The organism is Arhodomonas sp. KWT2, assembly GCF_041949875.1.
Classification (GTDB): Bacteria; Pseudomonadota; Gammaproteobacteria; order Nitrococcales; family Nitrococcaceae; genus Arhodomonas; species Arhodomonas aquaeolei.
Window position 1 is genome coordinate 42,683 of sequence record NZ_JBHFPQ010000030.1, and the last position, 15,905, is coordinate 58,587.

Consider the following 15,905-nt stretch of genomic DNA (forward strand, 5'->3'; position numbering starts at 1 on the left):
ACGCATGATGGTGTTTGCGGGCAACGCCAACCCGCAACTCGCCAACGCCGTTGCCGCCCATCTCAAGACCCGACTCGGCAATGCCCTGGTCTCGCGCTTCAGCGATGGCGAGGTGCAGGTGGAGATCAACGAGCACGTGCGCGGGCGCGACGTGTTCATCGTCCAGCCGACCTGCGCCCCCACCAATGACAACCTCATGGAGCTGCTGGTCATCGCCGACGCGTTGCGGCGCTCCTCGGCGGCGCGGATCACGGCGGTGATCCCCTATTACGGCTATGCGCGGCAGGACCGGCGCCCGCGCTCCCAGCGCGTGCCGATAACCGCCAAGCTCGCCGCGGACATGATCTCGGCGGCGGGCATCAACCGCGTGGTCACCGTGGATCTCCACGCCGATCAGATCCAGGGGTTCTTCAACGTTCCGGTGGACAACGTCTACGCCTCGCCGGTGCTGCTCGGCGACATCTGGCGCCAGGTCCATCCGAACAAGATCGTGGTCTCGCCGGACGTCGGCGGCGTGGTCCGCGCCCGTGCCATCGCCAAGCGCCTCGACGACGCGGAGCTGGCGATCATCGACAAGCGCCGGCCGCGGGCGAACGAGTCCAAGGTGATGAACATCATCGGCGACGTCAGCGACAAGACCTGCATTATCGTCGACGACATCGTCGACACCGCCGGCACCCTGTGCGAGGCCGCCAAGGCCCTCAAGGACAAGGGCGCCGGCAAGGTGGTGGCCTACATCACCCACGCGGTGCTCTCCGGGCCCGCGATCGACCGGATCAACGAGTCCCATCTCGACGAGCTGGTCGTCACCGACAGCATCCCGCTGTCCGAGGCCGGCGAGGCCTCCGGGAAGATCCGTGCGCTGACCCTCGCCGAGATGCTCGCCGAGACGATGCGCCGGGTGAACAACGACGAGTCGGTGAGCGAGCTGTTCGTCGAGTAACCACGCCGAACCTGGTCGCGGGGGAGGCGGCCGCCCGAAGGGGCGGTTCATTTCATAAACCAGGAGTAACACACCCATGAGCAGTGTCGAACTGAAGCTGGATGCCAGCGTTCGCACGGAGCAGGGCAGAGGTGCGAGCCGCCGCCTGCGCCGTGAGAAGCGGCTGCCGGCTATTGTCTACGGCGCCGGCAAGGGCGCGCAGGCCATCACGGTCAGCGAGCAGCAGGTCGGTCGCCTGATGCGCGAGGAGGCCTTCTTCTCCCAGATCATCGATCTGGCGGTGGACGGCAAGTCCGAGCAGGTCATCCTCAAGGACCTGCAGCGCCACCCCTTCAAGCCGCTGGTCAGCCACCTGGACTTCATGCGTGTGAAGGCCAACGAGAAGCTGCGCACCCACGTGCCGCTGCACTTCCTCAACGAGGAGACGGCGAAGGGCGTGAAGCAGGGCGGCGGTGTCATCCATCACGACCTGATCGAGGTCGAGGTGGAGTGCTACCCGCGCGACCTGCCGGAGTTCATCGAGGTGGACGTCCAGGACCTCGAGCTCGACAGCGCCATGCACCTCTCCGAGGTCAGCGTGCCCAAGGGCGTGACCCTGCCGGCACTGGGTGAGGACGCCGAGCACGACCCGGCGGTGGTCAGCATCCATGCGCCGCGCAAGGCGAAGGAAGAGGACGAGGAGGCCGCCGAGGAGGCGGAGGGCGGCGAGCAGCCGTCCGCCGAGGCCGAGGGCGGCGAAGAGGAGGGCGGCGAGGACTGATCATTCCTCGCGCCCTTCCGCGGCAGCGGAGGTCGGTTCATGGCGGGTGGCGACGCGCGGATCCGGTGCATCGTCGGGCTGGGCAATCCCGGCCCGCGCTACGAGCGTACCCGCCATAACGCCGGCTTCTGGTTTGTCGACGAGCTGGCCCGCCGCCACGGCGGGCAGCTCCGTGCCGCGCGCCGGTTCCACGGCGAGCATGCGCGCGTGTTCGTCGACGGCGTCGACGTGCACCTGCTCAAGCCCACCACGTACATGAATCACAGCGGCCGTGCCGTTCAGGCCCTGGCCCGGTTCTACGACATCGACGCCGCGTCGATGCTCGTCGCCCACGACGAGATCGACCTGCCGCCGGGCACTGTCCGGCTCAAGCGCGACGGCGGTCACGGCGGTCACAACGGCCTGCGGGACATCATCAAGGCCCTGGGGGCGCGCGACTTCGCCCGCCTGCGTCTGGGCGTCGGTCACCCGGGCAGCGCCGACCAGGTGATCCCCTACGTCCTCTCCAACGCCGGGCGCGACGAGCAGGCGGCCATCGACGGAGCCATCGACGAGGCGGCCTCGGTGCTGCCGTGGCTGCTCGCCGGCGACTGGGACCGCGCCTTCCAGCGTCTGCACACCGCCGCCTGAGGGCGACGGCCCGTCCCATTCAGCCTATTCCGGGAGCACAGTCGAGATGGGTTTCAAATGCGGCATCGTCGGCCTGCCCAACGTCGGCAAGTCGACCCTGTTCAACGCGCTCACGCGCAACGAGATCCCCGCCGAGAACTACCCCTTCTGCACCATCGATCCGAACGTGGGCATCGTGCCCGTGCCGGATCCGCGCCTGGAGCGCATCGCGGCGATCGTGCAGCCGGAGAAGGTGATCCCGACGACCATGGAGTTCGTCGACATCGCCGGGCTCGTTGCCGGGGCGTCCAAGGGCGAGGGGCTGGGCAACCAGTTCCTGGCCAACATCCGCGAGACCGATGCCATCGCCCACGTGGTGCGCTGCTTCGACAGCGGCGACGTCCACCACGTCGAGGGCCGGGTGGACCCGGTGTCGGACGTGGAGACCATCAACACCGAGCTCGCGCTCGCGGACCTGGAGACGGTGGCGAAGGCGCTGCAGCGCTACGAGCGCCAGGCCAAGTCCAACGACAAGACGGCCATCGCCTACCGTGACGAGCTCAAGCGCATCCACGCCGCCCTGGACGAGGGCACGCCGGTGCGCGCCCTGAGCTTCGCGGAGCATGTCCGCCCGCTGCTCGGCGAGCTGCACCTGCTCACCGCCAAGCCGGTGCTCTATGTGGCCAACGTTGCCGAGGACGGCTTCGCTGACAACCCGCACCTGGACGCGCTGCGTGCCTATGCCGAGGCCGAGGGTGCCGGCGTGGTGACCGTCTGCGCGGCCATCGAGGCGGAGCTCGCGGTGCTCGACGACGATGACAAGGCGGACTTCCTCGCCGAGTACGGCCTCGAGGAGCCGGGCCTGAACCGGGTGATCCGGGCCGGCTACGGGCTGCTCGGGCTGCAGACCTTCTTCACCGCCGGACCCAAGGAGGTGCGTGCCTGGACGGTGGCGATCGGTGCGACCGCGCCCCAGGGGGCCGGGCGGATCCATACCGACTTCGAGCGCGGCTTCATCCGGGCCGAGGTCATCGCCTACGACGATTTCATCGCCTGCAACGGCGAGCAGGGGGCGAAGGAGGCGGGGCGCCTGCGCCTGGAGGGCAAGGAGTATGTCCTCCAGGAAGGCGACATCTGCCACTTCCGCTTCAACGTGTGAGCGCGCACCGCGCGCCCACACCGGCCGCCCGGGTCAGCGCCGGGGTGCGTCGATCCGCGAGAATCCCGACGTGATCGGGTAACGGCGGTCCCGGCCGAAGGCCTTGGTGGTGATCTTCACCCCCGGCGGCGCCTGGCGGCGCTTGTACTCGTTGCCATGGAGCATGCGTACGACCCGACGGACCGTGGTCTCGTCGTGGCCCGCGGCAACGATCTCGTCGATGCCGGCGTCCTCCTCGACGTAGGCGGCGAGGATGCTGTCGAGCTCCGGGTACTCCGGCAGGCTGTCGGAGTCGCGCTGGTCCGCGCGCAGCTCGGCGGTCGGTGCCTTGGCGAAGATATTCTGCGGGATCACCGCCGAGCGCTCGTTGCGGTAGGCGGCGAGCCGGTAGGCCTCGGTCTTGAACACATCCTTCAGCGGTGCGAAGCCGCCGACCATGTCCCCGTAGAGGGTGGCGTAGCCCACCGCCAGTTCGCTCTTGTTGCCGGTGGCAAGCACCAGTCGGCCGAACTTGTTGGACAGCGCCATCAGCAGTGTGCCGCGGCTGCGGGACTGTAGGTTCTCCTCGGTGACGTCGGGCGGGGCGTCGCCGAATACCGGCGCCAGGGCCTCCAGGAAGGCGCCGAAGATCCCTTCGATGGCGATGCTGTGGTAGTGCACGCCGAGGTTTCGGGCGAGCTCGGCGGCATCGGTGTGGCTGGTGTCGGAGGTGTAGCGGCTCGGCATCATCACGCACTCGACGCGTTCCGGGCCGAGGGCGTCCACGGCGATGGCCGCCACCAGGGCGGAGTCCATCCCGCCGGAGAGGCCGATTAACACCCCGGGAAAGCCGTTCTTCTCGACGTAGTCCCGCACGCCCCAGACCAGGGCGTCGTAGACGCAGGCCTCTTCAGAGACATCCTCGCAGATATCGCCGTCCACCGGGCGCCAGCCGCTGCCGCCGCGGGCGAGATCCACCGGGTAGAGTCCGGTCTCGAAGCGCGGGGCGCGCACGGCGAGTCCGCCGTCGGCGTCGAAGGCGCAGGAGCCGCCGTCGTAGACGACCTCGTCCTGGCCGCCGGCCATGTTGCAGTAGACGATGGGCACGCCGGCCTCGCCGATGCGCTCGCGCAGCACTGACTCCCGCGCCGCCCACTTCTTGTGGTCGAACGGCGAGGCGTTGAGGTTGGCGACGACGTCGGCGCCGGTCTCCGCGGACAGGGTTACCGGTCCCGGGTGCCAGGCGTCCTCGCAGATGGTGACGCCGAGGCGGCAGCCGTCGATATCGACGACGCAGGGTGCGCCGCCGGCGTCGAAGTAGCGCCGGTCATCGAATACGCCGTAGGTCGGCAGGTGGTACTTGTCATAGACGTCGGTCACGCGCCCGTCGCGAATGACGTAGGCGCTGTTGTACAGCGCGTCGCCGTCCTGGCGGGGGGCGCCGACCACGAGGGTGACACCGTTCACCTCGGCGCACAGCCGCTCGATGCCCCGTTCTACCGCGCGGATGAAGTCATTGCGCAGCAGCAGGTCGTCCGGCGGGTAGCCCGTGAGCGTGAGCTCCGGGAAGATCACCGCGTCGGCGGCCAGCTCGTCCCGGGCACGGGCGGCGGCGCGGACCACGATCTCGGTGTTGCCCGGCACGTCCCCCACCAGGAGGTTCAGCTGGGCCATGACGAGGCGGATACGGTCGCTCATAACGGTGCTGTCTGCAGGCCTGTTGTGTGTGCGGCAATGCTACCGAAAAAGCGGCGCGGACGCGCGTCCCGCCATGCCCGCCGGCCCGTTCGGCGCCGGCGGCGCTTTCGGTCGCCGCCCGCCAGGGGGTAAACTCGCGGCTTACCGGGGAGACGACTCAGGAGCCACCCAATGAAGAAGGTTGAAGCGATCATCAAGCCGTTCAAGCTCGACGACGTGCGCGAGGCGCTCTCGGAGATCGGCATAACGGGGATGACGGTCACGGAAGTCAAGGGCTTCGGGCGTCAGAAGGGCCACACCGAACTCTATCGCGGCGCGGAGTACGTGGTGGACTTCCTGCCCAAGATGCGCGTGGAGATCGTGGTCGCCGACGGCCAGGTGGAGCGTTGCCTGGAGGCCATCAACCAGGCGGCGCAGACGGGCAAGATCGGCGACGGCAAGATCTTCGTCACGCCGGTGGAGCGGGTGATCCGCATCCGCACCGGCGAGGAGGACGAGCAGGCGATCTGACCGCCGCCGCGGCGGGCCCGGTTCAGGCGTCCGCCGCGCTCATTCCGTTGCGCTCGAGCACGCGGCGTACGTCACGCCGCAGCGACGGCATCTCCAGCCGGCCGTAGACCCGTTCCAGCAGACTGAGTGCCGGTGCCACCGCCGGGGCCCCCTCGTACTCGCGGATGATATGCGTGGCGCGGTTTGCCGCCGCCACCCAGGCCTTGCGGTCGGCGTAGAACGAGGCGATCTGCATCTCGTGCTCGGCGAGCTGGTCGCGGATCGCACGCATGCGATCGCGGGCATTGGCGACGTAGTCGCTGTCCGGATAGCGCTCGATGAGCGTGCGGAAGGCGTCGAACGCCTTGCGCAGCGGTTCCGGGTCACGCGCGGCGCGGTCGATATTGAGCAGGTCGTCCAGGAAGCCCTGGCCCTGCTCCTGCTGGGCCACACCCTTCATATACCAGGCGTAGTCCACGCGCGGGTGGCGCGGGTTGAGCCGGATGAACCGCTCCGCGGCGGACACCGCCGAGGCCGGCTCCTCGTTCTTGTGGTAGACGTAGATGATGTCGAGCTGTGCCTGCTCCGCATAGGTGCCGAACGGGTAGCGCGCCTCCAGCGTCTCCAGACGGTTGGCGGCGAGGTCGTAGTCGCCGCGCTGCCAGGCGGCCCGCGCGTTCTGGTAGAGCGTGGCGGCGGACAGGTCCTGATCGGGCTGCTTCTCCGGTCCGCTCGCACAGGCGGTGAGGATCAGCGCGGTGAGCAGCAGGGACAGGGCTCGCTTCATGGCGTGCTCTCAAGGCAATGACTAAAGACGCTATTCTAGGGTGCCGCCGCGCTATGATCCACCGCGCCGCGGTGGGCCGCACGCGGTGGCACGCAACGGTGACAGGTAATCGATCACGATGAGCACGCAGACGGTACACGAACAGGCCGAGATACCCGCCGGGCTGGCGGGGTGGCGGCTGGACCGCGCCCTCGCGGAGCTCTTCCCCGACTATTCCCGCAGCCGGCTGCAGAAGTGGCTCAAGTCCGGGGCGATCACCGTCGACGGCCGGGTGCCACGGCCCCGGGACAGCGTCGCCGGCGGCGAGCGTGTTGTGGTCGACGCGGCCCTGGAGGCGGCGGACGCGGTCACCGGACAGGCCCTGCCGCTGGACGTGCGCTACCAGGACGACTCGCTGATCGTCATCGCCAAGCCCGCCGGCCTCGTCGTCCACCCCGGCGCCGGCAACCACGACGGTACCCTGCAGAACGCGCTGCTCCACCACTTCCCGGAGCTGGCCGCGCTGCCCCGTTCCGGGATCGTCCACCGGCTCGACCGCGACACCTCCGGGGTGATGGTCGTTGCCCGCAGCCTCGCCGCCCACCGCTCGTTGGTCGAACAGCTCCAGGAGCGGCGGATGGGCCGGGAATACCTAGCCGTGGTGGCCGGCGTGTTCACCGCCGGCGGTCACGTGGATGCGCCCATCGGGCGTCATCCCCGCGAACGCACGCGCATGGCCGTGCGCGAGGGCGGTCGCGCGGCGGTCACGCACTACCGTATCGCCGAGCGTTTCCCGGCGCACACGCTGCTGCGCTGCCGGCTCGAGAGCGGGCGGACCCATCAGATCCGTGTGCACATGGCCCACATCCGCCATCCCATCGTGGGGGATCCGGTCTACGGGGGTCGCATGCGTCTGCCGCCGGGGGCGGACGAGGCGGTGACCGCGGCGCTGCGCGGATTCCGCCGCCAGGCGCTGCATGCCGAGCGGCTGATGCTCAGTCACCCGGAGACCGGCGACGCCATGGAGTGGACGGTGGCGCCGCCGGAAGACTTCCTGGCCCTGTGCGAGGCCCTGCGGGCGCACCGCGATCGCGGGCCGGACGGCTGACCCGCCCCGCGATCGGTGGGGTATCAGGCGAGCAGCACCGCGACGATGCCGGTGATGAACACCCCGTCGAAGGTGCCGGCGCCGCCGATCGAGGCCACCGGTGCGCCGAGCCGTCCCACGTCGCGCAGGCGCAGGATGTCGGCGCCGATCAGCACCCCCAGGGTCCCGCAGATGTAGGCCAGCGGTGCGCTGGCCTCCGGCTGCAGGGCGACCGCGGTGATGGCGGCGGTGATCGGCGCGATGAACACCGGCATGCCGATGCCCACGCCGCGCACCGGGCGGCTGAAGAGGTAACAGACCAGGGCCTGGATGGCCACGGCGACCAGCACCGGCAGCGGCGCGAGGGCGCTGCGCGAGAGCAGGTAGACCGAGAAGGCGAGGGGCACGAGTCCGCCGCCGACGTTCATCGCCACCAGCACCTTGCCTTCCGGGATCTCTCGGAGCATGCCCTTCATCCACGGCGGGGGCCTGCGCCAGCGCGGGTCGCGCTCGCCCTCGGCGTCCAGGGTGAACAGCGGCAGGTTGACCCCGCTGCCGATCAGCGAGGTGAACAGCAGCAGCATCGCCGAGCCCCCGGAGAGCCCGAGCTTGCCGAACGCGATGGTCAGCGCGCCCACCTGTACCAGCGCGAACAGGAAGGCGAGCAGGAAAGCCCCCACCAGCAGTGTCAGCGGATTCACGCGCCCTCCCGTAAACGGCCCGGCTCCGGTGGATTCCGGCCACACGGCCACCCTTTCTACGGTATCATTGACACCATTCCGGCGGCGCGCTTGGTTCCCTGCGAGAATGCCCCTATCTTCGAGGGGGAAATCCCGCCGGTACCCACTCTGCATGAGGAACAGGACATGCCGATCTATGAATACCTCTGTGACGCCTGTGGTCACGAGCTCGAGGCGCTGCAGTCCATCAACGACGAGCCCCTCACCGAATGTCCCGAGTGCCATCGTCCGCAGCTGCGCAAGCGCATCTCCGCGGCCGCGTTCCGGCTCAAGGGCGGCGGCTGGTACGAGACCGACTTCAAGAAGGACAACCGCCGCAACCTCGCGGGCGACGGTGGGGGCGGCAGCAAGGGTGACTCCGGCTCTGGTGGTGGGTCCGGGGGCGGCTCCGGCGAGGGCAAGAAGACGGCGGCCAGCTGACGCGGCCGCCGCCGGGCGCGGTTGCGCGCCCCCCGGCAAGCTCTTAACATTGCCCGCCTCGTAATAATGCCCGCATCCGCGGGCCTTTTTCGTTTTCCGAGGACTGACAGGCGGTTCGGATTCATGCGCACTCATTACTGCGGCGGGGTTACCGAGGCCCTGCTCGACGAGACGGTCGAGGTCTGTGGCTGGGCACACCGGCGGCGGGATCATGGCGGCATCATCTTCATCGACCTGCGCGATCGTGAGGGTCTGCTCCAGGTGGTGTTCGACCCGGACGAGCGCGAGGCCTTCGAGCTCGCCGACACCGCGCGTAACGAGTACGTGCTGCAGGTGCGCGGGCGGGTCCGCCGCCGCCCGGAGGGCACGGAGAACCCGAACCTCGCCACCGGCCAGGTGGAGCTCTACGCTACCGGGCTCACGGTGCTCAACCGCGCCAAGACACCGCCGTTCCAGCTCGACGACACCGACGTCGGCGAGGACGTGCGCCTGCGCCACCGCTACGTGGATCTGCGCCGGCCGGAGATGCAGGAGCGCCTGCGCACCCGCGCCCGGGTGACCGGGGCGCTGCGCCGCTATCTCGACAGCAACGGCTTCCTCGACATCGAGACGCCGATGCTGACCCGCGCCACCCCGGAAGGCGCGCGGGACTTCCTGGTCCCGAGCCGCATGCATCCCGGCGAGTTCTACGCCCTGCCGCAGTCGCCGCAGCTGTTCAAGCAGCTGCTGATGATGAGCGGCATGGACCGCTACTACCAGATCACGCGCTGCTTCCGCGACGAGGACCTGCGCGCTGACCGTCAGCCCGAGTTCACCCAGCTCGATATCGAGACCTCGTTCATGGACGAGGAGGGGATCATGGGCCACATGGAGGCGATGATCCGCGGGCTGTTCGACGAGGTCCTCGGCGAGTCGCTGCCGGAGCCGTTCCCGCGCATGACCTATGCCGAGGCCGTCGACCGCTTCGGCATCGACCGCCCGGACCTGCGCATCCCGCTGGAGCTCGTGGAGGTCGCCGACCTGCTCACGGACGTGGAGTTCAAGGTCTTCGCCGCACCCGCCGCCGATCCCAAGGGCCGGGTCGCCGCCCTGCGGGTGCCCGGCGGCGCGGCGCTGACCCGCAAGGTGATCGACGAGTACACCGACTTCGTGGGCCGCTACGGCGCCAAGGGTCTCGCCTACATCAAGGTCAACGACCCGGCTGCCGGGCGCGAGGGCCTGCAGTCGCCGATCCTCAAGTTCCTGCCGGATGCCGCGGTCGAGGGCATCCTCGAGCGTACCGGTGCCGCGGCGGGGGACCTGGTCTTCTTCGGCGCGGACCGCGCTCGGGTGGTCAACGACGCCCTCGGTGCGCTGCGCGTACGCGTGGGCCACGACCTGGACATGGTCGAGCCGGGCTGGCGCCCGCTGTGGGTGGTCGACTTCCCGATGTTCGAGTATGACGAGGACGACGGCCGTCTCTACGCGCTCCATCACCCGTTCACCTCGCCCCAGACCACGGAGCCTGCGGAGCTTGACGGCCGGGACCCGGAAACGCTGCTTTCCCGCGCCTACGACATGGTCCTCAACGGCACCGAGATCGGCGGCGGTTCCATCCGTATCCACCGCCCGGATATGCAGTGGCGGGTCTTCGAGCTTCTGGGCATCGGCGAGGACGAGGCCCGCGAGAAGTTCGGCTTCCTGCTCAACGCCCTGGAGTACGGGGCGCCGCCCCACGGCGGCATCGCCTTCGGCCTCGACCGTCTGGTCATGCTCATGACCGGTGCGCACTCCATCCGCGATGTCATGGCGTTCCCCAAGACGCAGACCGCGACCTGTCTGCTCACCGAGGCACCCGCCGAGGTCGACGAGGCGCAGCTGCGCGAGCTCGGCCTGCGCATCCGCCGCACTGCCCGGACCGACACCTGATCGGTCCGGCGCGGTCGCCCCTGTTTAAGCATCGCCGTACCTGCCGATAACGGCCCCGTAAACAGGACGGGGCCCGGCGGACTTCGCCGGGCGTGTGGAGGAGATGCACGACCATGCGGGTCAACCAGCCGGTCACCCAGCGCGAACAGCCTGTACGTCCGGACGAACGGCTGATCAGCACCACCGACGAAGACAGCCGGATCCTCAGCGCCAACGAGGATTTCTGCCGTATCGCCGGTTTCAGTGAAGAAGAGCTTCGCGGTCAGCCGCACAATGTCATCCGCCATCCGGACATGCCGGAGGCGGTGTTCGAGAGCCTGTGGGCCAGCCTCAAGGCCGACCGCCCCTGGATGGGTGTGATCAAGAACCGCTGCCGGAACGGCGATCACTACTGGGTCAGCGCCTACGTCGCCCCGGTCTACGAGGACGGCAGGAAGGTTGGCTATCAGTCCGTGCGGACCATGGCGAGTGAGGCCGAGAAGGCACGTGCCGAGGCGCTCTATGCCCGGATGCGGCGAGGCCGTGCGGTCGTGCCATGGCACGCGCGTGTGGGCACGCGTCCGCTGCTTGCCGGAGCTGTTGGCGTATCGACATGGCTCGGCGTCGCCGCTGGTGCGTCGCTGCCACTGTGGCCGGCCCTGGGGGCGGCACTCATACTGACGCTGCTTGGTGTGGTGACGGTACTCATGCTGACCGGGCGCCTCGCCGCGGTCGCCGTCCGCGCGCGCGGGGTGTTTTCGAATCCCGTTGGCGAGCGGGTCTACGGCGACGGGCACGACGATGCCGCGCGCATCGACCTGGCGTTCGGCATGTACCGTGCCCAGCACGTCGCGATGCATACCCGTTTCCACAACGTGAGTGAGGCCCTGGCGGACAGCGGGAAGGCCACGGAAGGGGCCGCGGAGCGCAGTCGGGGGGCCATCAATACCCAGCGCGGTGAGATCGAGCAGGTCGCCACCGCCATGAACGAGATGTCCACCACCGTCCAGGAGGTCTCGCGCAGTACCGCCGAGGCGGCGTCCACCGCCGAGCAGGCGCTGACCCAGACCGGTGACGGGCGGACCCGGGTGGATGTGGCCGCGCGGGCGATGGAGCGGCTTGCCACGGACCTCGACGAGGCCGGCGAGGCGGTGGAGCGGCTCAAGGGCGATACCGACGGAATCCGCCATGTCCTCGACGTCATCCAGGGCATCTCCGAACAGACCAATCTGCTGGCGCTCAACGCCGCCATCGAGGCGGCGAGGGCGGGCGAGGCCGGGCGCGGTTTCGCCGTGGTCGCCGAGGAGGTGCGTGCCCTGTCCGGCCGGGTCAGTGCGTCCATCGGTGAGATCACCGGCATGATCGAGCGCCTCGAGGGGGGAGCGGGCACGGCGGTTGCGGGTATGGGCCGTAGCCGGGAGGCCGCCCGCGAGGTGACCGAGGGTGCCGAAGGTGCCCGTGGGGCGATGCACGAGATCGAGGAGGCGGTGCGCGGGATCAGCGACACGAACAACCGCATCGCGGCCGCCGTCGAGCAGCAGTCCGCCACGGCCGAGGAGATCAATCGCAGCGTCATCCAGGTGAACGACGGGTTCGCGGAGACGGAGAATGCCGCGGGGGATACCCGCGACACCAGCCGACGGCTGGTGTCGCTGGTGACCGAGCTCGAGGGGCTGCTCCGGCAGTTCGACCTGCTCGGGACCCGGCGGGATGATTGATACGGTTCCGCGGGCTGCCCAAGCCGGGCGGCGGCTGGCATACTCGCGGTCATGCGTGCCGCACCCCGTATCCTCCTGATCGCTTTCGTCACCGTTGGCGTGCTCGTCTTCGGCCGGCCCGGTCCGGCCGGGGGGGACGACCCGGAGTCCCGCGGTCTGGCGGTCTGGCGGGGCATGGAGCAGGCCCGGGTGATCCTGCCCGGCGATGCCGGCGCGTTGACGGTGCGCGTCGCCGACGAGGGCGACGAACGGGCCCAGGGCATGCAGTACGTGCCCGCCCCGGAGATCCGCCGTAATCCCATCTGGTTCAGCTATCCCGCCAGCCGGGTAACGCACTGGCACATGCACAACGTGGCCCTGCCGCTGGACATCGTCTGGATGGATGCGGACGGGCGCATTCTCGAGATCGCCCGTATGGAGCCCGGCCGGGATGGCTACCGTTCGCCCCCGGGCGTGCGTCACGCCCTGGAGCTCGCCGCCGGTACGGCGCGTCGCCTCGGCCTGGAGGTCGGCGACCGGCTGACCCCGCCCGGGCTGGTGCGATGACGCTGGCCGCGTGGCTCGCGCTGGCCGGGGTGTGCGTGCTCGGTGCCGTCTCTCCGGGGCCGAGCCTGGCGGTGGTGGTGCGTCACAGCGTGCGCCGCTCCCGGGCCCACGGGCTCGCGGCGGCCCTGGCCCACGCGCTGGGGGTGGGCGTATACGCGCTGCTGACCACCCTGGGCCTGGCGGCGGTGGTGACCGCGGACCCGCTGGTCTACCACGGTCTCGCCCTCGCCGGTGCGGCCTATCTCGCCTGGCTGGGGATCGGTGCGTTGCGCAGCGGGGGCGCGGCGCTGGAAGGGGCCGCCGGAGCGACGGTGCCCGTCGGCGTGGCCGGCGCCGCCCGTGACGGCTTCCTCATGGCCTTCCTCAATCCCAAGATCGCCGTGTTCTTCCTCGCGCTGTTCAGCCAGTTCGTCCATGCGGACATGGGCGTGGCCGAGGTCGGGGTGTTCTGGGCCACGGCCACGGTGGTGGACGGCGGCTGGTACGCGCTGGTGGCGACGGCGCTGACCCGCGGCCGCGTGCTTGCGTGGCTGCGCGGGCATGCGCTCTGGGTGGACCGGTTGACCGGAGTGGTGCTGCTGGTGCTCGCGGCGGTGACGCTGACACGGGTGCTCTCGTGAGCGCCGCGGCTGACGAGACGGGCCGGTCGCGGGCGGTGGCGCTGCTGGCGCTGTGTGCCACGGCGGTGTTCTGGGCGTCCGCCTTCCCGGCGGCCAAGGCGACCCTGGCCTACTACACGCCGATGGAGACGGTGTTCCTGCGTCTGTCCGTGGCCGGGCTGTGCTTCGCGCTGGTGCTCGTGCCCCGCGGGCGTGCCCGGCCCGCGGACTGGCGGCTCCTGCCGCGCATCGCCGTGCTCGGGCTGATCGGGGTGTTCGGCTACCAGAGCCTGCTGGCCGCGGGGCAGACGACGATAACCGCGAGTGCCGCGGGGCTGGTGATCACGGCGGTGCCGGTGTGCACGGCGCTGCTGGCGGCGCTGGTTGCCGGCGAACGGTTGCGTCCGCCGGCCTGGGCCGGGCTGGCCCTGGGGGCGCTCGGGGTGACGGTCATTACCCTCAACGAGGGGCTCGATCTCGGCAGCGTGCGCGGTGTGGGGCTGATCATCCTCGCCGCCGGGGTCACCGCGGTGTATTTCGTCTACCAGAAGCCGGTGCTGCGCGCGGAGCGGCCCACCGTGTTCCTCGCCTGGGCGGTGTGGATCTCGCTGGTGGCGAGCCTGCCGGTACTGCCGGGGCTGCCCGAGCGGGTGGCGGCGGCGCCGCTGGAGCCGACCCTCGCCGGCGTGTACCTCGGTGTCTTTCCGATGGCGCTCGGCTACGGATGCTATACCTTCGGGCTCTCGCGGCTGCCTGCAAGCATCGCCACGAGCTTCATCTATCTCCAGCCCCCGATATCGGTGCTGATCGCCTGGCTGTGGCTGGGCGAAACACCCACGGGACTGATATTCGCCGGCGGCGCACTGGCGCTCGCCGGCGTGGCCCTGGTCACCCGCTACGGGGTGGGCGGACGGCGTTGAGCCGCCCGCGCCCCGGGCGTGAATCCCCGCGAGGAGGAGCCGTCATGACCCAGCCTGATCACGTCACTGCCCTGGACCTGCCCTTCATGGACCCGGCGTCCATGGACGAGGACATGCGCCGCTACCTGGCCGTCTGCCAGGAGAAGCTGGGCATGGTGCCCAACGTGCTGCGTGCCTACAGCTTCGATCAGAACAAGCTGCGCAACTTCGTGTCCTTCTACAACGAGCTCATGCTCGGCGACTCCGGTCTCAGCCGCCTGGAGCGGGAGATGATCGCGGTGGTCGTCTCCTCGGTGAACCGCTGCTATTACTGCCTCGTCGCCCACGGCCAGGCGGTGCGGGCGCTTTCCGGGGATCCGACGCTCGGGGAGATGCTGGTGATGAACTACCGCGTCGCCGAGCTCGAGGCGCGCTCCGTCGCCATGCTCGATTTCGCCGTGGCGCTCACCGAGGATCCGGAATCCGTGGGCGAGGCGGACCGGGACGTGCTCCGTGACAGCGGGTTCAGCGACCGCGAGGTCTGGGACATCGCGGCGGTGGCGGCCTTCTTCAACATGACCAACCGTCTGGCTGCCGGGGTGGACATGATGCCCAACCCGGAATACCACGCGATGGACCGCTAGCGTACGTCGTCGTCCCGTCGGGCGGCCATGGCCAGCGATACGGAATCGGAGAAGCGCAGGGCGTGGGGCTTGTCCACCTCCACCTCCGCGCGCCGGACCTCCGGCGGGGCCATGGCGATGTCGAGGATGTCGCTGACCAGCTTCTCGAGCAGCAGGAAACGGTTGTCCTCGATGTGGGCGATGATGCGCTTGGTGATGCCCTTGTAGTCGAGGGCGTGCTCCACGTCGTCGCTGCGTGCCGCGGGCAGGGCGTCATAGTCGATGGTCACGTTGACCACCACGTCCTGGCGCTTCTCCTGCTCCTCGGTGTTGAAGCCGATGAACGTACGCAGGCGCAGGTCCTTGATGCGAATGCGCGAGAGCTCGTGGCGCATCGCCGTGTCACCCCGATTTGATGAGCTGCAGGAATTCGTTGCGGGTCGACTGCGAGTGCCGGAAGGTGCCGAGCATCACCGACGTGCTCATCTCCGAGTTCTGCTTGGAGACCCCGCGCATCATCATGCACATGTGCCGGGCCTCGATCTGCACGCCGACGCCGCGGGCCCCGGTGACGTTCTGCACGGCCTCGGCGATCTCGCGGGTGAGCTGTTCCTGGATCTGCAGCCGGCGGGCATACATGTCGACGATGCGGGCCACCTTGGAGAGCCCGAGCACGCGGCCGTCGGGGATGTAGGCGACCTGGGCGCGGCCGAAGAACGGCAGCAGGTGGTGCTCGCACAGCGAGTACAGCTCGATGTCGCGTACGATGATCATCTCGTCGAGATCGGACTCGAACAGTGCGTCGTTGACCAGCGTGCCCAGGTCCTGCTGGTACCCCTCGGTCAGGAACTCGAACGCCTTGGCGGCGCGCTCCGGGGTCTTCGCCAGGCCCTCCCGGCCGACGTCCTCGCCGATGCCGGTGATGATCTGCTCGAAGTGGCTCGCAAGGGGGTGGGTCATCGTTCGTATGCCGTCCTGGTTGT

General features: G+C 69.4%; 18 protein-coding genes. 13 read left to right on the forward strand and 5 right to left on the reverse strand.

The features are described 5' to 3' along the window. Positions 1-4: 4 nt before the first annotated feature. The 4 genes from ACEZHJ_RS03735 (at position 5) to ychF (ending at position 3,471) form a co-directional block, all read left to right on the forward strand. On the forward strand, positions 5-943 hold the full coding sequence (locus ACEZHJ_RS03735; RefSeq protein ID WP_026321216.1) for a ribose-phosphate diphosphokinase: 939 nt from the start codon (positions 5-7) through the stop codon (positions 941-943). A 76-nt stretch (positions 944-1,019) separates the two neighbouring features. After that, positions 1,020-1,703, forward strand: coding sequence for a 50S ribosomal protein L25/general stress protein Ctc (locus ACEZHJ_RS03740; protein WP_018719205.1), 684 nt, complete (start codon positions 1,020-1,022; stop codon positions 1,701-1,703). A 39-nt stretch (positions 1,704-1,742) separates the two neighbouring features. Then, entirely contained in the window at positions 1,743-2,333 is a 591-nt protein-coding gene (gene pth, locus ACEZHJ_RS03745; protein WP_163138697.1) for an aminoacyl-tRNA hydrolase, read from the forward strand. A 46-nt stretch (positions 2,334-2,379) separates the two neighbouring features. Next, positions 2,380-3,471, forward strand: coding sequence for a redox-regulated ATPase YchF (ychF, locus tag ACEZHJ_RS03750; RefSeq protein ID WP_018719203.1), 1,092 nt, complete (start codon positions 2,380-2,382; stop codon positions 3,469-3,471). Positions 3,472-3,504: 33 nt separating this feature from the next. Here ychF and ACEZHJ_RS03755 read toward each other — a convergent pair whose 3' ends face one another. Further along, positions 3,505-5,148, reverse strand: a complete 1,644-nt coding sequence (locus ACEZHJ_RS03755; RefSeq protein ID WP_163138698.1) for an NAD+ synthase — start codon at positions 5,146-5,148, stop codon at positions 3,505-3,507. A 171-nt stretch (positions 5,149-5,319) separates the two neighbouring features. Here ACEZHJ_RS03755 and glnB point away from each other — a divergent pair, with 171 nt between their 5' ends. Then, positions 5,320-5,658: a nitrogen regulatory protein P-II gene (gene glnB, locus ACEZHJ_RS03760; protein ID WP_018719201.1), complete on the forward strand. Its 339-nt coding sequence runs from the start codon at positions 5,320-5,322 to the stop codon at positions 5,656-5,658. Between the two features lie 22 nt (positions 5,659-5,680). On the opposite strand, the gene ACEZHJ_RS03765 is transcribed toward glnB, so the two are convergent. Further along, positions 5,681-6,424, reverse strand: a complete 744-nt coding sequence (locus ACEZHJ_RS03765) for an outer membrane protein assembly factor BamD (protein ID WP_018719200.1) — start codon at positions 6,422-6,424, stop codon at positions 5,681-5,683. Between the two features lie 118 nt (positions 6,425-6,542). Here ACEZHJ_RS03765 and rluD point away from each other — a divergent pair, with 118 nt between their 5' ends. Then, entirely contained in the window at positions 6,543-7,511 is a 969-nt protein-coding gene (gene rluD / locus ACEZHJ_RS03770) for a 23S rRNA pseudouridine(1911/1915/1917) synthase RluD (RefSeq protein ID WP_163138699.1), read from the forward strand. Between the two features lie 23 nt (positions 7,512-7,534). On the opposite strand, the gene ACEZHJ_RS03775 is transcribed toward rluD, so the two are convergent. Continuing rightward, positions 7,535-8,191, reverse strand: coding sequence for a DUF1614 domain-containing protein (locus tag ACEZHJ_RS03775; RefSeq protein ID WP_018719198.1), 657 nt, complete (start codon positions 8,189-8,191; stop codon positions 7,535-7,537). A gap of 165 nt (positions 8,192-8,356) precedes the next feature. Here ACEZHJ_RS03775 and ACEZHJ_RS03780 point away from each other — a divergent pair, with 165 nt between their 5' ends. The 7 genes from ACEZHJ_RS03780 (at position 8,357) to ACEZHJ_RS03810 (ending at position 14,943) form a co-directional block, all read left to right on the forward strand. Further along, on the forward strand, positions 8,357-8,650 hold the full coding sequence (locus ACEZHJ_RS03780; protein WP_163138700.1) for an FmdB family zinc ribbon protein: 294 nt from the start codon (positions 8,357-8,359) through the stop codon (positions 8,648-8,650). 123 nt (positions 8,651-8,773) lie between these two features. After that, positions 8,774-10,558, forward strand: a complete 1,785-nt coding sequence (gene aspS / locus ACEZHJ_RS03785) for an aspartate--tRNA ligase (protein WP_018719196.1) — start codon at positions 8,774-8,776, stop codon at positions 10,556-10,558. Positions 10,559-10,671: 113 nt separating this feature from the next. Then, positions 10,672-12,255, forward strand: a complete 1,584-nt coding sequence (locus ACEZHJ_RS03790; RefSeq protein WP_163138701.1) for a PAS domain-containing methyl-accepting chemotaxis protein — start codon at positions 10,672-10,674, stop codon at positions 12,253-12,255. Between the two features lie 51 nt (positions 12,256-12,306). Then, entirely contained in the window at positions 12,307-12,801 is a 495-nt protein-coding gene (locus tag ACEZHJ_RS03795; protein WP_018719194.1) for a DUF192 domain-containing protein, read from the forward strand. Further along, positions 12,798-13,421 carry a LysE family translocator gene (locus ACEZHJ_RS03800; RefSeq protein WP_018719193.1) on the forward strand — a complete coding sequence of 208 codons (624 nt, stop codon included), beginning with the start codon at positions 12,798-12,800 and terminating at the stop codon, positions 13,419-13,421. Before ACEZHJ_RS03795 ends, ACEZHJ_RS03800 begins: the two co-directional genes overlap by 4 nt. After that, the gene (locus tag ACEZHJ_RS03805) at positions 13,418-14,320 is read left to right on the forward strand and encodes a DMT family transporter (RefSeq protein WP_018719192.1); all 903 of its coding nucleotides are present in this window, start codon (positions 13,418-13,420) and stop codon (positions 14,318-14,320) included. The genes ACEZHJ_RS03800 and ACEZHJ_RS03805 overlap by 4 nt, the downstream gene beginning before the upstream one ends. A 44-nt stretch (positions 14,321-14,364) precedes the next feature. Next, entirely contained in the window at positions 14,365-14,943 is a 579-nt protein-coding gene (locus ACEZHJ_RS03810) for a peroxidase-related enzyme (RefSeq protein WP_163138702.1), read from the forward strand. On the opposite strand, the gene folX is transcribed toward ACEZHJ_RS03810, so the two are convergent. Together folX and folE are read right to left on the reverse strand one after the other, a co-directional pair. Next, positions 14,940-15,317: a dihydroneopterin triphosphate 2'-epimerase gene (gene folX / locus ACEZHJ_RS03815; RefSeq protein WP_163138703.1), complete on the reverse strand. Its 378-nt coding sequence runs from the start codon at positions 15,315-15,317 to the stop codon at positions 14,940-14,942. The genes ACEZHJ_RS03810 and folX overlap by 4 nt on opposite strands. A 7-nt stretch (positions 15,318-15,324) precedes the next feature. Beyond that, a complete protein-coding gene (folE, locus tag ACEZHJ_RS03820; protein WP_163138704.1) occupies positions 15,325-15,882 on the reverse strand; it encodes a GTP cyclohydrolase I FolE in 558 nt (185 codons plus the stop codon). Positions 15,883-15,905 lie beyond the last annotated feature (23 nt).

Excerpts from the sequence above, each read along its gene's own strand:
- folE (WP_163138704.1), bottom strand. The coding sequence starts at position 15,882 with ATGACCCACCCCCTTGCGAGCCACTTCGAGCAGATCATCACCGGCATC.
- ACEZHJ_RS03790 (WP_163138701.1), top strand. The coding sequence starts at position 10,672 with ATGCGGGTCAACCAGCCGGTCACCCAGCGCGAACAGCCTGTACGTCCG.
- ychF (WP_018719203.1), top strand. The coding sequence starts at position 2,380 with ATGGGTTTCAAATGCGGCATCGTCGGCCTGCCCAACGTCGGCAAGTCG.
- ACEZHJ_RS03765 (WP_018719200.1), bottom strand. The coding sequence starts at position 6,424 with ATGAAGCGAGCCCTGTCCCTGCTGCTCACCGCGCTGATCCTCACCGCC.
- ACEZHJ_RS03810 (WP_163138702.1), top strand. The coding sequence starts at position 14,365 with ATGACCCAGCCTGATCACGTCACTGCCCTGGACCTGCCCTTCATGGAC.
- folX (WP_163138703.1), bottom strand. The coding sequence starts at position 15,317 with ATGCGCCACGAGCTCTCGCGCATTCGCATCAAGGACCTGCGCCTGCGT.
- pth (WP_163138697.1), top strand. The coding sequence starts at position 1,743 with ATGGCGGGTGGCGACGCGCGGATCCGGTGCATCGTCGGGCTGGGCAAT.
- rluD (WP_163138699.1), top strand. The coding sequence starts at position 6,543 with ATGAGCACGCAGACGGTACACGAACAGGCCGAGATACCCGCCGGGCTG.
- glnB (WP_018719201.1), top strand. The coding sequence starts at position 5,320 with ATGAAGAAGGTTGAAGCGATCATCAAGCCGTTCAAGCTCGACGACGTG.
- ACEZHJ_RS03735 (WP_026321216.1), top strand. The coding sequence starts at position 5 with ATGATGGTGTTTGCGGGCAACGCCAACCCGCAACTCGCCAACGCCGTT.
- ACEZHJ_RS03740 (WP_018719205.1), top strand. The coding sequence starts at position 1,020 with ATGAGCAGTGTCGAACTGAAGCTGGATGCCAGCGTTCGCACGGAGCAG.
- ACEZHJ_RS03800 (WP_018719193.1), top strand. The coding sequence starts at position 12,798 with ATGACGCTGGCCGCGTGGCTCGCGCTGGCCGGGGTGTGCGTGCTCGGT.
- aspS (WP_018719196.1), top strand. The coding sequence starts at position 8,774 with ATGCGCACTCATTACTGCGGCGGGGTTACCGAGGCCCTGCTCGACGAG.
- ACEZHJ_RS03755 (WP_163138698.1), bottom strand. The coding sequence starts at position 5,148 with ATGAGCGACCGTATCCGCCTCGTCATGGCCCAGCTGAACCTCCTGGTG.
- ACEZHJ_RS03795 (WP_018719194.1), top strand. The coding sequence starts at position 12,307 with ATGCGTGCCGCACCCCGTATCCTCCTGATCGCTTTCGTCACCGTTGGC.
- ACEZHJ_RS03780 (WP_163138700.1), top strand. The coding sequence starts at position 8,357 with ATGCCGATCTATGAATACCTCTGTGACGCCTGTGGTCACGAGCTCGAG.